Annotated in this window: 18 protein-coding genes; 14 read left to right on the plus strand and 4 right to left on the minus strand. The window is 39.9% G+C overall.

The genetic code is table 11. The features are described from left to right. Window positions 1–6: 6 nt before the first annotated feature. Window positions 7–714 carry a UMP kinase gene (gene pyrH / locus FUA25_RS03805; protein WP_147755552.1) on the minus strand — a complete coding sequence of 236 codons (708 nt, stop codon included), beginning with the start codon at window positions 712–714 and terminating at the stop codon, window positions 7–9. 167 nt (window positions 715–881) lie between these two features. Here pyrH and porQ point away from each other — a divergent pair, with 167 nt between their 5' ends. The 5 genes from porQ (at window position 882) to FUA25_RS03830 (ending at window position 3970) form a co-directional block, all read left to right on the plus strand. Continuing rightward, the gene (gene porQ, locus FUA25_RS03810) at window positions 882–1871 is read left to right on the plus strand and encodes a type IX secretion system protein PorQ (RefSeq protein ID WP_147755553.1); all 990 of its coding nucleotides are present in this window, start codon (window positions 882–884) and stop codon (window positions 1869–1871) included. A gap of 41 nt (window positions 1872–1912) precedes the next feature. Continuing rightward, window positions 1913–2587 (plus strand): (d)CMP kinase, encoded by a 675-nt coding sequence (cmk, locus tag FUA25_RS03815; protein WP_147755554.1) that lies wholly within the window; start codon window positions 1913–1915, stop codon window positions 2585–2587. A 108-nt stretch (window positions 2588–2695) separates the two neighbouring features. After that, window positions 2696–3079, plus strand: coding sequence for a YtxH domain-containing protein (locus FUA25_RS03820; RefSeq protein ID WP_147755555.1), 384 nt, complete (start codon window positions 2696–2698; stop codon window positions 3077–3079). A gap of 80 nt (window positions 3080–3159) precedes the next feature. Then, a complete protein-coding gene (locus tag FUA25_RS03825; protein ID WP_147755556.1) occupies window positions 3160–3468 on the plus strand; it encodes a phage holin family protein in 309 nt (102 codons plus the stop codon). A gap of 4 nt (window positions 3469–3472) precedes the next feature. Then, window positions 3473–3970 (plus strand): phosphoribosyl-ATP pyrophosphatase, encoded by a 498-nt coding sequence (locus tag FUA25_RS03830; RefSeq protein ID WP_147755557.1) that lies wholly within the window; start codon window positions 3473–3475, stop codon window positions 3968–3970. A gap of 28 nt (window positions 3971–3998) precedes the next feature. Here FUA25_RS03830 and FUA25_RS03835 read toward each other — a convergent pair whose 3' ends face one another. Beyond that, window positions 3999–4730, minus strand: a complete 732-nt coding sequence (locus FUA25_RS03835) for a TrmH family RNA methyltransferase (RefSeq protein ID WP_147755558.1) — start codon at window positions 4728–4730, stop codon at window positions 3999–4001. Here FUA25_RS03835 and FUA25_RS03840 point away from each other — a divergent pair. Next, a complete protein-coding gene (locus FUA25_RS03840) occupies window positions 4716–7310 on the plus strand; it encodes a BamA/TamA family outer membrane protein (RefSeq protein ID WP_147755559.1) in 2595 nt (864 codons plus the stop codon). The two genes, FUA25_RS03835 and FUA25_RS03840, sit on opposite strands and share 15 nt — an antisense overlap. Before the next feature lie 68 nt (window positions 7311–7378). On the opposite strand, the gene FUA25_RS03845 is transcribed toward FUA25_RS03840, so the two are convergent. Together FUA25_RS03845 and FUA25_RS03850 are read right to left on the minus strand one after the other, a co-directional pair. Then, a complete protein-coding gene (locus tag FUA25_RS03845; protein ID WP_147755698.1) occupies window positions 7379–7933 on the minus strand; it encodes a vancomycin high temperature exclusion protein in 555 nt (184 codons plus the stop codon). Window positions 7934–8024: 91 nt separating this feature from the next. Beyond that, window positions 8025–9149 carry a 2Fe-2S iron-sulfur cluster-binding protein gene (locus tag FUA25_RS03850; RefSeq protein ID WP_147755560.1) on the minus strand — a complete coding sequence of 375 codons (1125 nt, stop codon included), beginning with the start codon at window positions 9147–9149 and terminating at the stop codon, window positions 8025–8027. A 32-nt stretch (window positions 9150–9181) separates the two neighbouring features. Here FUA25_RS03850 and FUA25_RS03855 point away from each other — a divergent pair, with 32 nt between their 5' ends. The 8 genes from FUA25_RS03855 (at window position 9182) to FUA25_RS03890 (ending at window position 16746) form a co-directional block, all read left to right on the plus strand. Beyond that, complete coding sequence (locus FUA25_RS03855) at window positions 9182–9754, plus strand: TlpA family protein disulfide reductase (protein WP_147755561.1); 573 nt, start codon at window positions 9182–9184, stop codon at window positions 9752–9754. A 42-nt stretch (window positions 9755–9796) separates the two neighbouring features. Then, complete coding sequence (locus FUA25_RS03860) at window positions 9797–10771, plus strand: FecCD family ABC transporter permease (RefSeq protein WP_185146650.1); 975 nt, start codon at window positions 9797–9799, stop codon at window positions 10769–10771. Between the two features lies 1 nt (window position 10772). Further along, window positions 10773–11696 carry an ABC transporter ATP-binding protein gene (locus tag FUA25_RS03865; RefSeq protein WP_147755563.1) on the plus strand — a complete coding sequence of 308 codons (924 nt, stop codon included), beginning with the start codon at window positions 10773–10775 and terminating at the stop codon, window positions 11694–11696. A 159-nt stretch (window positions 11697–11855) separates the two neighbouring features. After that, on the plus strand, window positions 11856–12308 hold the full coding sequence (locus tag FUA25_RS03870) for a MarR family winged helix-turn-helix transcriptional regulator (RefSeq protein ID WP_147755564.1): 453 nt from the start codon (window positions 11856–11858) through the stop codon (window positions 12306–12308). 5 nt (window positions 12309–12313) lie between these two features. After that, complete coding sequence (locus FUA25_RS03875; RefSeq protein WP_147755565.1) at window positions 12314–14707, plus strand: 3-hydroxyacyl-CoA dehydrogenase/enoyl-CoA hydratase family protein; 2394 nt, start codon at window positions 12314–12316, stop codon at window positions 14705–14707. Between the two features lie 39 nt (window positions 14708–14746). Further along, on the plus strand, window positions 14747–15100 hold the full coding sequence (locus FUA25_RS03880) for a four helix bundle protein (RefSeq protein WP_147755566.1): 354 nt from the start codon (window positions 14747–14749) through the stop codon (window positions 15098–15100). Between the two features lie 49 nt (window positions 15101–15149). Further along, a complete protein-coding gene (locus FUA25_RS03885; RefSeq protein ID WP_147755567.1) occupies window positions 15150–16328 on the plus strand; it encodes a thiolase family protein in 1179 nt (392 codons plus the stop codon). Between the two features lie 34 nt (window positions 16329–16362). Next, window positions 16363–16746 carry a four helix bundle protein gene (locus FUA25_RS03890; RefSeq protein ID WP_147755568.1) on the plus strand — a complete coding sequence of 128 codons (384 nt, stop codon included), beginning with the start codon at window positions 16363–16365 and terminating at the stop codon, window positions 16744–16746. Window positions 16747–16755: the final 9 nt, after the last annotated feature.

Raw genomic sequence — 16755 nt, forward strand, 5'->3', positions numbered from 1 at the left:
TATCCATTAGATATTGACTAAAGTTCCGATGTTTTCACCTTCTACGATTTTGAGGAGGTTTCCTTCCTTATTCATATCGAAGACAATTATAGGAAGGCTGTTTTCGTGACTTAATGTAAATGCGGTCATGTCCATTACTTTCAGACCTTTTTCAAAAACCTCAGTAAAAGTCAGGGAATTGTATTTAACAGCATTTTCATTTTTTTCAGGGTCCATATCATAGATCCCGTCAACGCGTGTTCCCTTTAAGATCACATCGGCGCCGATCTCAATGGCTCTCAAGGTTGCAGCCGTATCGGTCGTGAAATAAGGATTCCCTGTTCCAGCTCCGAAAATTACGACTCTTCCTTTTTCAAGATGTCTTACTGCCCTTCTTTTAATGAAAGGTTCAGCGACTTTATCCATTTCTATGGCGGACTGTAGCCTTGTTTTAATGCCTGCATCTTCCAAAGCGCCCTGCAATGCCATCCCGTTGATCACCGTTGCAAGCATTCCCATGTAATCTCCCTGAACGCGGTCCATTCCTTTTGCAGCACCGGCCAATCCTCTGAAAATATTTCCTCCTCCAATGACGATGGCAATCTCGCAGCCTTTTTCGACCACCTTTTTTATTTCTGCGGCATACTCAACGAGTCTGTCATTGTCGATTCCATAGGATCTGTTACCCATCAATGCTTCGCCGCTCAGTTTCAGAAGGATTCTTTTATATTTCATTTTGAATTTTAGCTCTAATTTTATTTTTTGTGTACTATTTTAATCGATGCAAATATAATGATTCAGGCATAATTTCGTTAATGATTTATATTTATCTGCAAATAAATTAAGAAAAACTTTGATAAGTATTAAAAAGAATTATTTTTGCATTAACTATATATCTCACATTGAAGAAAGTTTTGTTTTTCTCCCTCCTTCTTTCAGAATTCGTTTGCTATGCGCAGAGCGGAACTAGGGTTTATCCTTTCCTGAATATTCCGGTTTCGGCAAGACAGGCTGCTTTGGGTGGCGATGCGATTTCGATACGGGATTATGACGTCAGTTTTTCTGCCGTAAACCCAGCCTTGATGAATGCAGAAATGCACCATAAAATAGCGCTGAATGCAGCATCTTACTTAGCAGGTTCTAATTACGGAACCATCAGTTATGCAAGGGATCTGGAAAACGGAAATCTTGTGTCTGCAAATATCCGGTATATGGATTACGGCAAAATGCCGCGAACCGATGAAGCCGGTTTTGAAAACGGAGAATTTGGAGCACTTGATGCTTCTGTGGGTGTAGGTTATGCGCTGCAGTTTGAAGATGAATGGACGATTGGTGCGAATGTAAATTATATCACCTCAAAAATAGACTCTTATTCTTCCATGGCCATTTCAGGAAATGCGGGGGTGAGTTATCATTTTTCAAAAACAAATGAGACGGTTTCGCTGGTCGCCAGAAATTTCGGCTATCAGATCAAGCCCTTCAACGGTGAAAGAGAAAAAATGCCTTTCCGGGTAGATCTCGGTTATACAAGAATCCTGAAGGAATTTCCTGTGGCAATTACTGTTACTGCGCATGATCTGCAGCAGATTAATATTTCTTCAGAATTTAACAACAATGGTCAGGAAGTGAAGCTGCCGAGAAAAGTTCTGGATCATCTCTCGTTGGGTGCAGAACTTTTCCCCGAAAGAAACTTCAATATCAGATTGGGTTATAATGTGAAACGCGGGAACGAACTTGCAGTCCTCGACCAAAGGAGTTTTGCAGGTTTATCTGCAGGATTTGGATTTAAAATCTCCACTTTCCGAATCGACTTTGCACATGTGAGGTATCATAATGCTTCAAACTCAAACCAAATCGGTATTTCTCTGGATCTCACCGGCAACCGCTATTAAAAATTCTGTTTTCAGTTTCAGAAATTGAAAAAATCCTTTAAATGAAAAAACCTGTTATTGCTGTCGATGGATACTCCTCTACCGGGAAAAGTTCCATTTCAAAACTTATCGCCAAAGAACTGGGGCTCATCCATATGGATACCGGTGCATTATATCGCGCTGTCACTTTTTATGCCATACAAAACTGCCTAAATGACAGAAATGAGATTGACCTCGCCAAACTTTTAAAAAATTTAGATCAGATTCATCTGGATTTCCGCTCAGAGAACGGAGAACTCGTACTTTATCTCAATAACGAGAATATTACTGATAAGATAAGAACTTCGGATATTTCAGAGAACGTGAGTTTTGTAGCAAAACAGCCTGAAATAAGAGATTTCCTTCTCCATATCCAACGATCCAGAGCTCAGCAAGGGGGAATTATTATGGATGGAAGAGATATAGGCACCGTAGTGTTACCGGACGCCGATTACAAATTCTTCTTAACTGCCAGTGCTGATGAAAGAACGAAAAGACGTTTTCTCGAAATGCAGTCATTGGGTTTGACCACAGATGAAAAATCGGTAAAAGAAAACCTCATCAAGAGAGATAAAATTGACAGCGAAAGAACTGTAGCACCATTAAAAAAAGCAGATGACGCAATCCTTATCGACAATACAAATCTAAATAAAAATGAGACTCTGGCTTTGATTTTGTCCTATATCACAAACATTTAACATATTTTTAAGAACAGTAAAACTTTTTTGGTATGCTTGTTGTTGAAATTGGGATATAAAAGATTCGTTCTTTTTCTCAAGAATCATTAACTATTAAAAATATATACGATGTCAAAAAAAGGTAATAACGCAGCAGGAGTTTTAGCAGGATTGTTAGCAGGTGCTGCAGCAGGAGTTATTTTAGGAATGCTTTATGCTCCTGAAGAAGGAAAAGAAACAAGAAAAAAAATCAAAACCAAAGCGAATGACCTGAAAGATCAGGCTGTAGATCAGTACGGTAAAGTAACTGAAATCGCAAAAGAAAAATTCGAAGATGTTTCAGGTAAGGTAAAAGATAAATATGGCAACATTTCATCTACTTTCAAAGAAACAGCTCAAAACCTGTCTTCTTCAGTAAAAGAAGGATACGACAAGTATAAAGACAGAGCGGTTGATACAGCTGCAAACGTTGCGAAAGACGTAGAGGAAAAATTAGACGGATTACAATCTTAATAGTTTCCGTTATTTGATATAAAAAAGGAACTTAAAAACATTTAAGTTCCTTTTTTTGTAACTTTATAAAAATTTAAGCCATGTTAGATATTCTTAAAGACTACGCCTACAAAAGAGCCGACCTGCTGAAAATGGAAGTCACTGAAAAATCCGTTACGATTATCGGAATGATTACTTTTCTGCTTCTGGCTTCGTTAACAGCCTTGTTTTTTATCATTCTGCTCTTGTTTGGATTAGGCTTTTTAATCGGAACCTACCTTAACAATTATGGCTACGGACTGCTGATTGTGGCAGGATTTTACCTATTGGTACTTATTGTACTTTTCGTAAAAAGAAACGCCATTAAGAATATGGTGGCCAATAAAATTCTTGAGTCATTAAACGACTGAAATTATGGGAAATAAATATGAAAGTTTAGAGGAACTTCGCAGAAAGAAAGCACTGTTAAAAGCCGATATTTCAGGTCTTGAAGACTTGCTTTCCTTTGAAAATACTAAAGAAAGCCTGAGTGCATTTACGAACGGATTTACTGATAAATATCTTAAACAAGTGCCTACTGAAGACGGCGGGACAAAAACCACGCTTAAGACAGATGCTATTTTCGACGAAGTGAAGAATGAAGTTAAAGAAAATATCGTTGGCAAAAGTGCGGTTCTCGGTTTTGCGAGCTCTGCTGTAAAAACCGGGCTTATTGAAGACGCGATCCGTCTTGGAGCTACTGCATTCGTCACCAATTTAGCCGTGAAACATGTGAATGGCACCAGCTGGAAGAAAAAAATCATCGGTTTGGCCTTAATTTATCTGGCTCCCATGCTCCTCAGAGTGATCCGCAAAAAACTGGAAAATTACCAGAAAAACAGAAGTGTTTCCAGTATGGAACAACTTATTTAAAATATCAAACCGCTTTTCAGCGGTTTTTTTATGATCTTTTAGAATAAATCTGACCCAGAATAATTCCTGCGGCCATTGAAACATTCAGGCTTTCAGTGGCCTTGCTATTTCCGAACCGGGGTATCGTGATTTTACGGTGAAGAAGCTCCTCTGTTTCCGGACGGATTCCGTTGCCCTCGTTTCCTAAAATAAGGTTGATTTTTTCGGGGAAATCAATATTATACAGATTCTCCCCTTCCATGTCGGTACCGATGTTGACATTCTCAGAATTTTCAAGAATATCATTCAGATTTCTATAAACAATATTTACCCTTGTAAAAGAACCCATGCTCGCCTGAATCACTTTCGGATTATAAAAATCGACAGTGTCTTCGCTGCAGATAATCTGCTCAATCCCAAACCAATCGGCCAGTCGGATCAGCGTTCCTAAATTGCCCGGATCCTGAATTCCGTCTAAGATCAGCTGAACCGGGCAGTTTTCCAGAAATATTTCTGAATTTATTTCGCAAACCGCGACTGAATCCTTCGGATGCTGTAAAAAACTGATCTTTTTTAATTCATTTTCGGAAATCGGAGTAATTTCACTCAATCCCGATGGCAAACTGTCAGGCTGACAGGAAAATATTTCCTGGATGATGTATGGAGAAGCCTGCAGTTCCGCTATATTTTTATTACCCTCAACCAAAAACAATTTGTATTTTTGTCTGAATTTCTTTTTATCCAAGGACTGTAATATCTTAATTTTATGAGTGGTAAGCATTTTAATAAATATCTTCAAAAATATCGATTATTCATTAGTTTCGCAATCATTTCTGTGTTTCTTTATGCGTGCAGCACCACCAAAAAAGTCCCTGACGGCGAATTTCTGCTTACAAAGAATAAATTCAAATACGAAGACGGTAAAATCTTCGATGATGAACTCCCTAATTACGTTAGCCAGAAACCCAATAAAAAACAGCTTTTTCTCCTGCCGGTCGGTTTATGGATGTATAATTTCGCAAATCCTAAATACGATTCCATCCTTAACGAATACATGACCTATCCAGGCGAAATGCGGAACCAGAACCTTAGAGATTCGCTTTTCATCAAATATGAACATCCTGAATATGTGGGGAAAGGTCTTTTCTGGGACCGTTTTTTTCATACCGTAGGCAAAGCACCGGTAATCCTGGAACAGGGACGCACAGAAACCAGCGCAAATTCCATCAGGAAAAGACTTGTATACCGTGGGTATTGGGATTCAGAAGTTAAATTCAATCATGATCTTGATTCTGCCGCAAAAAAAGCACAAGTAACTTATTTGATTACCCATAAAGACCCGACTTACATTCAGGATTATTATTACAATATTCCCGATCCCAATATCAAAAGAATTTATGAGGAAGATTTGCGTAAAAGTCTCGTGAAATCAAAAGAAATTCTGGATCAAACCAATTTGGAAAAAGAAATTAAGCGGTTGAGCGATCTGATGAAAGAAAGAGGTTATTACCGTTTCAATAATGCGGGTGATGAAATATTTTATACTGCAGATACGTTAACGAGTCGTAAGCAGGTTCCGTTGATCATGGACATTCACAAAGATTCTGCTGATACCCCCTATAAAGTTGCCACAATTGGTAATATTGATGTTGCCATCGTGGAAAACGCCAGTGATTTTCCAAAAAATACTGAAAAAGATTCCCTTCGCGGGATCCGTTTCCATAAAATTGACAATCAGTTTAAGACACGTGCCATGTGGAGGGCACTGACCATTACGCCCAAAGATGTATTTAACCAAAAAGATCTGGACCTTACGAAAAGGAATATTCTGGCCATGAATAATTTCAGTATTCTGAAATCCCGGGATTCCCTTAGACGGGACGGTTTAGGCTCACCCAACGACAGTATTGTTGACGTTCTCTACTTACTGAAACCGCTCCCGAAATTTGAACTGAAACTTGCCACAGACATTAATTATTCCCAAATCCTGAATTTTGGTATTTCACCTTCAGCCGATTTAACAACAAGAAATGTTTTTGGCGGAGCAGAAAATTTATCGACGAGCGTTTCCGGAATTTTCGGTTCAGTACGGGATCCAAAAAACACCGACAAAAGGCTTTTCGCCTACGAAATTTCAGCACAGGCCAATTTAAGTTTCCCGAGGTTGCTTCTGCCGTTTACTTATTACAAACTCATCCCGAAAAGGTATTCTCCTACTTCTTCCATTAGTTTGGGGGTTTCTAAACAGAATAATGTAGGAATGGACAGGATGAATTTCAACACCGGACTTAACTATTTTGCTAACGTAAATGATATTGTTTCGCACAAGCTTACGCTGTTCAACACGCAGTTGAGTTTAACAAAAAACAAGGACCGTTATTTCGAGTTTTTTCCGGCCGAAGGCGAAATTAAAGACAGGATGTTCAAACTCTATTTTGAAAATAATCCTGCTGTTGCAGCGCAATACAACAGTCAGCAGATCTCCTCGGATCAGGTTTCAGGCCTTATTCTAAATGACGTTGGTTTTCAGACCGCTTTAAATACTGTTGAAATGAATGATTTCAATGCTTTCAGTCAGTCGGTGATCAATAAAAACAGACAGACACAGGATGTCTTGATTTCATCAATCGTATACAATTTTATTTATAACGAAATCGGTAAAAAAAATTATCAAAACCCCTTTTATTTCAGTGGAAAAATAGAGAGCGCAGGAAATATTTTCAGCCTTTTCAATTCTAAAAACAGACAGGAAAACCTTCTTTCTGAACAGCAGAAAACCATTTTTAACATTCCCTATTCACAGTTTGTAAAATTTGATTTTGATGTGAGAAAGTATTATACGTTTGCAAACGGAAAACATACGCTCGCTTTAAGACAGTTTATCGGATTGGGAATTCCTTACGGAAATTCTTCGCAAATGCCGTTCGTACGATCTTATTTTAACGGAGGTTCGAATGACATCCGGGCATGGACTGCGTTTGGCGGTCTCGGTCCTGCAGATTCTCAGCTGGATGAAAGAGTCCGTTCTTATGTGATGGATAATGTAAAACTCACTACCAACATTGAATACAGGATTCCGTTTACCGACATGTACGAAGGAGCTGTTTTTACAGATATGGGAAATATCTGGAGTCTTAAAGATTCAGGGTTCGGCGATCAGTTTAAATTCAATAAATTCCTGAGCCAGATGGGAGTCGGAAGCGGTTTTGGACTGCGGATTAATGTTGCCTATATTACCTTACGACTCGATCTTGCCTATAAAATCTATGATCCTAACAAACCGGACGGTGAAAGATGGCGATTCAGCAAGATCCAGCCATTGAAACCCACGCTGAACTTTGCCTTTGGTTATCCGTTCTAATAGTAAAAATAAATTCTGCCTTGAAAAAGCAGAATTTTTTGTGTCCTCAATAATGATCTGAAAAATCATTAATCGCTGTCAATGCCCAAAAGATAATAAACTACCGCCATCACTCTGGCCAGAAACTCTCTGGATTGGTTTCGGTAATAACTCTGGTTGCTCAGTACATCGTGGGCATCAAAACCCAGTGCATTCATGTCATTATTTCGCGCATAAAAAAGTGCCCTGAGATTATGGAATCCCTGAGAAACAATAATGACATTGTTCTGCTCGAAAACTTTTTTACAGTTGCTGATGCTCGTCTGCGTTTTGAAACCTTTGGGATCTTCTATAATGATATTTTCCGGCACGCCTTCCTGATAAACCAGATAGTTTTTCATAGCCAAAGGCTCATCATAACCCGGGCTCTTCTCCCCGCTTACAATAATTTTTTTAATTTTTCCGTGATGATAAAGCAGTGCAGTGGCATCCATTCTTGAAGTAAAATAAGGGTTTGACAGTCCGGACCTCATTCTGGGAGAGGTTCCCAGGACCAAAGCGGTTTCTCTTGGCGGAATTTTTGAAATTTTGGTGTAAGTGCGTCCGTTGGTCAGTGCAAAAACCCAGATATTTGCCAAAATCATCAGCAAAATCCCGATTTCAACAAGGTTGAAAAATGATTTCAGAAAATCCAGTATTTTTTTCAAATGTTATTCATTTACATTTATCGGGCAATTAGATCAGATCAAAGTTAACCTTTATTTTTTTGCTTAAAACCACCGACATGCAGGCCAGGATATGGCCTTTCTTTTCTTCTTTTTCCGTTAAATATTCATTTTCCAGTAGTTCCACTTTACCTTCTTCCAGAATACATTCACAACTGCCGCAGATTCCGGATTTGCAGGAGTAAGGCACCGGAAATTTCTGTACCAGCAGCTGATGAAGAAGCCGTGACCTGTTATCTGGAAGTTCTGTAGCATAATTCCTTCCGAAAAGTTTAAAATCCACCTCAATGTCCTCTATCAGTGGAAACTCTTTTTCCTGAGGATAAATATCTTCATTATATTCTTCAAAAAGTTCGAAATGGATATTTCTTTTCGGAATTCCATTGCTATAACATGCATTGGCTAGCGATTTGATCATCTCCCCTTTTCCGCAGATCAGCACTTCATCCACCGCATCCCAAATGGTACTCTCTTCATCGGTGTCATCCAAATGAAGGATTTGGTTGATGATTAATTTCAGTTTTCTTTCATCAAGACGGCCGTGAAACAAATTATCCGATCCGGTTTCCTGTGAAAAAAAATAGAAAATCTGAAGGCGGTTTCCATATTTTTTAGCCAATGCATCAAGTTCATTTTTAAACGCAATTTCCTCCGATTTTCGGTTTCCGTAAAAAAGGAAAAGCCGCGTTCTCGGTTCATTGTACAAAATGTTTTTGAAATGACTGATCAACGGCGTAATGCCAATTCCGCCCGCGAAACCGATGATAGTCCTGAATTCATGCGGCTTCGATACCAAAGTAAAGCGGCCTTTCGGCTCAGAAATTTCCACTTCATCGCCGATTTCGAAATCATTGTATAAATCCTTTGTGGAACTGTTTTCGTCGTTGATCTTGATCCCCAAAGAAATTTTATGTTCAAATGGAGCTGAAGTCATGGAAAAATCATTCTGAAAAACCCTTCCTTTGGACGGATATTTTACGGTCACATACTGCCCGGCTTCAAACTTGAAATTCGGTTTCAGCACCTCGGGAATCTCAAATTCCATTTCAAAAGTGTTTTTGGTCAGTTGTCGCTTTTTCGTTAATTTTAGGCGGTGAAATTCTGCCTGCTTCGCTCTGGGTAAAAGATTTTCCATATCAATATTGTTCCAAAAATAATAAAAATAAAATGAAAAAAATACTCCTGAGTGTACTTCTAATAGCATCACTTTCTTCATGTAAAAAAGAAACCAAGGTTGCCGAAAGCTCCGAAAATTACCAAACGGATTCGGTTACAGTTCCTGAATCCAACGAACCTGCGGAAAGCATCGTTCCTTTCAAACAAACCGAATTGACGAGGGAACAGACTTCGAAAATGCTGGGAAAACAAAACAACGACACCCTTTATATCACGAACTTTTTTGCGACCTGGTGCGGACCGTGTATGAGGGAAATCCCTCATTTCAAAGAAAAAATGCAGGAACTGAAATCGCAACCGGTAAAATTTACTTTTGTAAGTCTTGATGCCAAAGAAGACTGGAAAACCAAAGTGAAAAAGTTTGCTGAAGACAATAATCTTTCAGAAAACATCGTTCTGGTGGACGGAGAAAAACTCTCGCCCGAATTTTTCCCTGCAAATTTCAAAAAGTGGGACGGCGGCTCGATTCCGTTTACCATGATGCGGAAAGGCGACAAAACCGATGAAACCGTTGGGATGATGAGCAAAGAAATGCTTTCTGAAAAAATAAACGCGTTTAAATAAATTAAAGCCCTCAAGGTTATAAAATCCTGAAGGTTTATTATTATGAGCAAAAACTTCAAAATCATTTGCCTGCTCATTATGATCGGGATTATTTTATCAGTCGCCGTCAATCTGAATATCGGATTTCTGAAACTCACTTTTTCTGATTATATCGCTTCCGATTCAGTAAACTCCCAAATCGCGCAATTGCGCATGAACCGCGTTTTGGCGATGCTTTTGGCCGGGATTTCGATTCCAACCTCGGGGTTTCTGCTGCAGGAATATTTCCAGAATCCTTTAGCAGGTCCGTCGGTTTTGGGAATTACTTCAGTGGCGAGTTTAAGTGTAGCCTTTTATATCTTTTTCGCTCAGGATTTTGTGCTTCCGGAATTTCTGCAGAACAGTTTCCTGAGCATTTCGGCCATTGCCGGAAGCTTGATGCTGATGTTTATTCTGCTTGCATTTTCCGGCAGATTTCAGGATAAATCTTTTCTGATCATTTTCGGGTTTCTGATTTCCGCACTGGCGGGAGCGGTGGTTTCTATCCTCCAGTTTTATGCGGAAAACCAGAGTCTGAAAAACTATATTTTATGGAGTTTCGGGGCGAATAACCAAGTATCAACCAATCAGATTTGGGTGTTAACGCTTATCGTGATCGTTGGTTTATTGATCAGTTTCAAAGCGATAAAACCGCTGATCGGAAATTCTTTGGGAACGTCTTATGCCCAAAGTCTCGGCGTGAATCTTAACCGGCTGAAACTTTTTGTAATTGTAGCATCATCACTTCTTTCGGCTTCTGTGACGGCATTCTTAGGGCCCATTCTGTTTATAGGAATTGTGGTTCCACATTTTTCAAGAATGATTTTCAATCCCGCAAAACTTTGGCAGCAGTGGATTCTGAATATGCTCCTCGGAATATTCATCATGGAGTTTTTCTCTATCGTTTCCGAGACAAGTCAGTTTCCTTTGAATGTCATTACATCGCTGTTCGGAATTCCGGTGATTTTAATGATGATGTTGCACAAAAGAACGGTATAGAATGTTTTTAGAACTAAAAAATACAACAATTGGTTACAAAACTCCTTTAATCGAAGGCGTCCAAACTTCTTTGGATCAAGGTGACATCGGTCTGCTGATCGGAAATAATGGAGTCGGAAAAACGACGTTAATCAAAAGTATTCTGCATCAGCTTCAGGTTTTGGACGGTGAAGTTTTGATGAATCGAAAAAATGTTAAAAACCTCTCCAATAAAGAGATTGCAGAACAGGTTGCTGTGGTTTTTTCGAAATCCCATATTCCGGCCAATTATACGCTGACTGATCTAGTCTGTTTGGGCAAATATATTCATTATCCGTACTATTTCGAACTCACAAAATCAGACAAACTGGAAATTGAGGAAATTATTGAAAGTCTTAATTTAAGTCAGTACCGTGATTTTCCGCTGCAGAAACTCTCCGACGGAAACCTTCAGAAAGCATTTATAGGAAGAGCTTTAGCACAGAATTCCCCGATGATCATCCTGGATGAGCCCACCACTCATCTGGATGAGGAAAATAAAATCATCATTCTGAAATTACTTCGGGAACTGGCAAAAAATCAAAACAAAATCATTCTTTTTTCTTCCCACGACTGGAGACTTTCAAAGGAGTTCGCAGATAAAATCTGGTTAATCAACGACAAAAAACTGGATGCGGGAATTACAGAAGATATTCTGCTGCGGCATGATGAATTGCTGAATCCAAAAATCTTTCATTTCAGCGATGAATTTGTTCCGCCACAGATTTTTGCACCGGATTTAGAGAAAGAAATGCTCTACTCTTTTCTCCAGAAAAACTGCAGGAAAAACCTCTCTGATCTTAAATTTGTGTTTAAAACACCTTTTTGGGAGATTTCAGATGAAAATTTTCATGAAAAATGCACATCTTTTAAAGAAATGTTAAGTTTAATTGATAACTTTCATTAAATCGCTACTCACGTATTCTGTTTAATTTTTTTAAGGCGGTTTTATTATGCTTCTCATATGAGTTAGCACCCACACAATCAACACTTTATAATTTACAAGAAAAATACTATGCATGCATAGTATTTTTTGCTATATTTGTGATACACCCAATGGAAAAATATGGAAAAGAAAAAAATTGAGAAGGTTGAAAATATTGATTTGCTGCTGAAATCCACTTGGTTGTCGGTTTCTAAAATGTACTCCGACCTTGCGCACGACCACGATGCAACTGCAGTACAGGCATTGACACTTTTGAAAATTGATCCTAAAGAAGGGACGAGAAGTACGAACCTGGGACCTAAAATGGCGATCGAACCTACTTCTCTCACCAGAATCATTAAACTTCTTGAAGACAACGGATATATCTACAAAGAGAAAACCACAAGCGACAAACGCGAAGTCATTATAAAATTAACGGATAAAGGTTTGAACAGCAGAAATTTATCGAAAGAAGTGGTGGTAAATTTCAATAAAACAGTGGTGGACAGTATTTCTCAGGAAAAAATGGACGTTTTCAAGGAAGTAATGTCTGAAATTATGAAAATTGCCAACAATCTGAACAACAAAAAATAAAAAATATGAAAAGAAGAATCAAACACGTTACGGTTCTCGGTTCGGGGATTATGGGTTCCGGAATTGCGGCGCACTTCGCCAATATCGGTGTTGAAGTGCTTCTGCTCGACATTGTCCCGTTTGAACTGTCCGAAACCGAACAGAAAAAAGGACTGACAAAAGACGATAAATCAGTGCGGAACAGAATCGCTTCTGAAAATTTTGAAAAACTTAAAAAGGCAAGTCCGGCTCTTTTATATACTCCAAAATTTGCGGAAAGAATTAAGGTTGGAAACTTTGATGATGACCTTCCGAAAATAAAAAACACCGACTGGATCATTGAAGTGGTAGTTGAAAGACTCGACATCAAGAAATCGGTATATGAAAAGATCGAGCAGTTCAGAAAGCCCGGAACGTTGGTTTCCTCAAATACCTCCGGAATTCCGATCCACTTCCTGATTGAAGGACGGAGTGATGATTTCAAGAAACATTTCGCCGGCACACACTTCTTTAATCCGGTAAGGTATTTACCGCTGCTCGAAGTCATTCCGACTCCGGAAACCGATCCTGAAATCGCCAGATTTTATATGGAATACGGCGCGAAGTTTTTAGGGAAAACTACGGTTCTTGCAAAAGATACTCCTGCATTTATCGCCAACCGGATCGGCGTGTTCTCCATGATGAACCTGCTGCATGAAGTAAAAGATTTGGGACTGAATGTAACGGATATTGATAAACTGACCGGCCCGGTGATCGGCCGGCCCAAATCGGCCACATTCAGAACAGCTGACGTAGTTGGGTTGGATACGTTGGTCATGGTTGCCAATGGCGTTAACCAAAGCGGTGTTGAAGCCAATGATTTCAACAATGTCTTCTCGCTTCCGGATTACATCCAGAAAATGGTCGATAACAAATGGCTCGGTTCTAAAACTGAGCAGGGTTTCTACAAAAAAATCAAAAACGCGGAAGGCAAATCGGAGATTCACGGACTTAACCTGGACACGATGGAGTATGAACTCCAGGGAAAATCAAACTTCCCTACTCTGGAACTTACAAAGAATATCGACAAACCGATTGACCGTTTCAAAGTGCTCATCGGCGGAAAAGATAAAGCCGGAGAACTCTACCGGAAATCTTTGGGTGCCCTCTTCGCTTACGTTTCGCATAAAGTTCCTGAAATTTCGGATGAAGTGTATAAAATAGATGATGCGATGCGTGCCGGTTTCGGCTGGGAGAACGGGCCTTTTGAAATCTGGGACGCTGTTGGCGTTCAGAAAGGAATTGAACTCGCAAAAGAAGCCGGCTACGAAGTATCGGACTGGGTGAAGAATGTGGAAACTTTTTATAAAGTGAATGACGAAGGTCAGAGCATCTTCTACGATAAAAATTCAGGAAACTACAGTAATATTCCTGGAAAGGAATCTTTCATCATTCTCGATAATATCCGGAAAAACAAAACGCTTTGGAGGAATTCAGGTTCTGCGATTCAGGATCTGGGCGATGGAATCATCAATTTCGAGATCCGCTCCAAAATGAATTCTCTGGGCGGCGAAGTTCTGGATGGCCTGAACAGAGCCATCGACCTCGCAGAAAAAGAGTACGACGGGTTGGTTATTGGAAATCAGGGTTCAAATTTCTCTGTTGGAGCCAATTTGGCAATGATTCTCATGATGGCGATCGAACAGGACTGGGATGATCTGAATATGGCGATTGCCTATTTCCAGAAATCCATGATGAGAGTCCGTTATTCATCAATTCCTGTCGTAGTTGCTCCTCACGGAATGACTTTGGGCGGCGGCTGCGAAATGACCATGCACGCCGACCGCGTTGTTGCGGCGGCAGAAACGTATATCGGACTTGTTGAAACAGGAGTTGGCGTAATTCCTGGCGGCGGTGGAACAAAAGAACTGGCCATCAGAACTTCGCGTGAATTCCACAGCGATGATGTGAAAAACAACCGTCTCCGTGATGCATTTATGAATATCGCGATGGGAAAAGTGGCTACTTCAGCGTATGAAGCATACGATATGGGAATTCTGGAAGAACATAAAGACATTGTTGTTATTGACAAAAACCGTCAGATCATGACTGCTAAAATGCTGGCAAAAAGCTTGGCTGAACACGGTTATACGCAGCCAATCGAACAGAAAGTCAAAGTTTTAGGTAAAGACGCGCTTGGAATGTTTTATGTTGGAACAGACCAGATGCTGACCGGAAAATACATTTCGGCACACGACAAACTCATTGCGGATAAACTTGCCAACGTTTTGGTCGGCGGAAATCTTTCGGAACCTACGATTGTAACAGAACAGTATCTGCTGAACCTTGAAAGAGAAACCTTCCTTCAGCTTTGCGGCGAAAGAAAAACCCTGGAAAGAATTCAGTACATGCTGCAGAACGGGAAACCGCTGAGAAACTAATTTTCTCTGTAAAATGTAAAAAGTATTCATGTATTTACGATGCATAATTTTAGAGATTTAGAAGTTTGGAGCAAATCAATGAAGCTTTGTAAAATATTTTACTTGGCATCCTTAAATTTTCCAAAAGATGAATTGTTCGGACTTACCTCTCAGGCCAGGAGAAGTCTTTATTCGATTCCTTCAAATATTGCTGAAGGTGCAGGCAGAGATACAAATGCTCAGTTCTCCCATTTTTTGAACATCGCTTTGGGTTCCTCATTTGAATTTGAAACTCAGATTTTAATTGCTAGGGACTTGAACTTTTTCACAAATGATAATTTTGAGACCATTTATTCTGAAATCAAACATATTCAGAATATGCTGGTAAAGCTGAAGCAAAAATTTAATACTTAAACATTTAAAATCATTAATACATTTTACTTTAATACTTTAATACAACAAAATGAGACAAGCATATATAATAAAGGGATACAGAACTGCGGTGGGTAAAGCTCCGAAAGGATCACTCCGTTTTACACGTCCCGACGTGTTAGCAGCAACCGTCATCGAAAAATTAATGGCTGCCGTTCCTCAACTCGACAAAAACCGGGTTGACGATCTGATCGTTGGTAACGCAATGCCTGAAGCAGAACAGGGCTTGAATGTCGCGCGTTTAATTTCATTGATGGGACTGAACACCGACAAAGTTCCCGGCGTAACAGTAAACAGATACTGTGCGTCAGGTTCTGAGGCCATCGCGATTGCTTCGGCAAAAATTCAGGCAGGCATGGCCGACTGCATTATTGCCGGTGGAACGGAATCCATGAGTTACATTCCGATGGGCGGTTACAAGCCGGTTCCGGAAACAGAAATCGCAAAGACCAATCCCGATTATTACTGGGGAATGGGTTATACTGCAGAAGAAGTCGCGAATCAGTACAAAATTACCCGCGAAGAGCAGGATCTGTTTTCATTTGAGTCGCACATGAAAGCTCTGAAAGCGAATGAAGAAGGCCGGTTTGCAAACCAGATTGTTTCCATTCCGGTAGAATACAATTTCCTGGATGAAAACCAGAAGATGCAGACCAAGAAATTCGATTTCTCGGTTGATGAAGGTCCAAGAAAGGATACGAGCCTGGAAGGATTGGCGAAACTCCGTCCCGTTTTTGCAAACGGTGGAAGCGTAACGGCTGGAAACTCCTCACAGATGAGCGACGGTGCTGCTTTCGTTATCGTCATGTCCGAAGAAATGGTAAAAGAATTGGGACTGGAACCAGAAGCCAGACTGGTGGCATACGCTGCAGCAGGTTTAGAGCCGAGAATCATGGGAATGGGACCTATTTATGCCATTCCAAAGGCTTTGGAGCAGGCAGGTCTCGAACTCAAAGACATTGAACTGATTGAATTGAACGAAGCTTTCGCTTCCCAATCGGTTGCAATTAAAAAAGAACTGGATCTGAATCCCGAAATCCTGAACGTAAACGGGGGCGCGATCGCGCTCGGGCATCCGCTTGGCTGTACCGGAACGAAGCTGACGGTTCAGCTTCTGGACGAGATGCGGAAACGTGGCAACAAATACGGAATGGTGACCATGTGCGTAGGAACCGGACAGGGAGCTGCTTCTATATTTGAACTTCTTTAATTGATTGTGGATTCTGAATTATAAATGTTGAATTATGCAAAAAAATAATTTAATAAAAGACAAGACCTTCAGTTTTGCGCTGATGATTATTGAGTTATATAAAACATGCAGACTTCAGAATGAATATGTTCTATCAAAACAGTTGTTACGAAGCGGTACCTCAATCGGCGCTAATGTTCAGGAAGCTATTGCGGGTTTTTCTCAAAAGGACTTCCTGTACAAAATGTCGGTTGCCAGCAAAGAAGCAAGAGAAACACAGTACTGGGTCGAACTTTTATCAAGATCCGGAATTGTGAAATTCGATGAGCAGCAGTACAAAAACGAAATTGACAGCATTGTAAAGATCTTAACCTCAATTGTCAAAACTCTTCAGGAAAAACAGAATACAGCAATTCAAAATCCATCATCTAAAATCTAAAATTAAAAA

The organism is Chryseobacterium sp. (assembly GCF_008014695.1).
In the GTDB taxonomy this organism is placed as follows: Bacteria; Bacteroidota; Bacteroidia; order Flavobacteriales; family Weeksellaceae; genus Kaistella.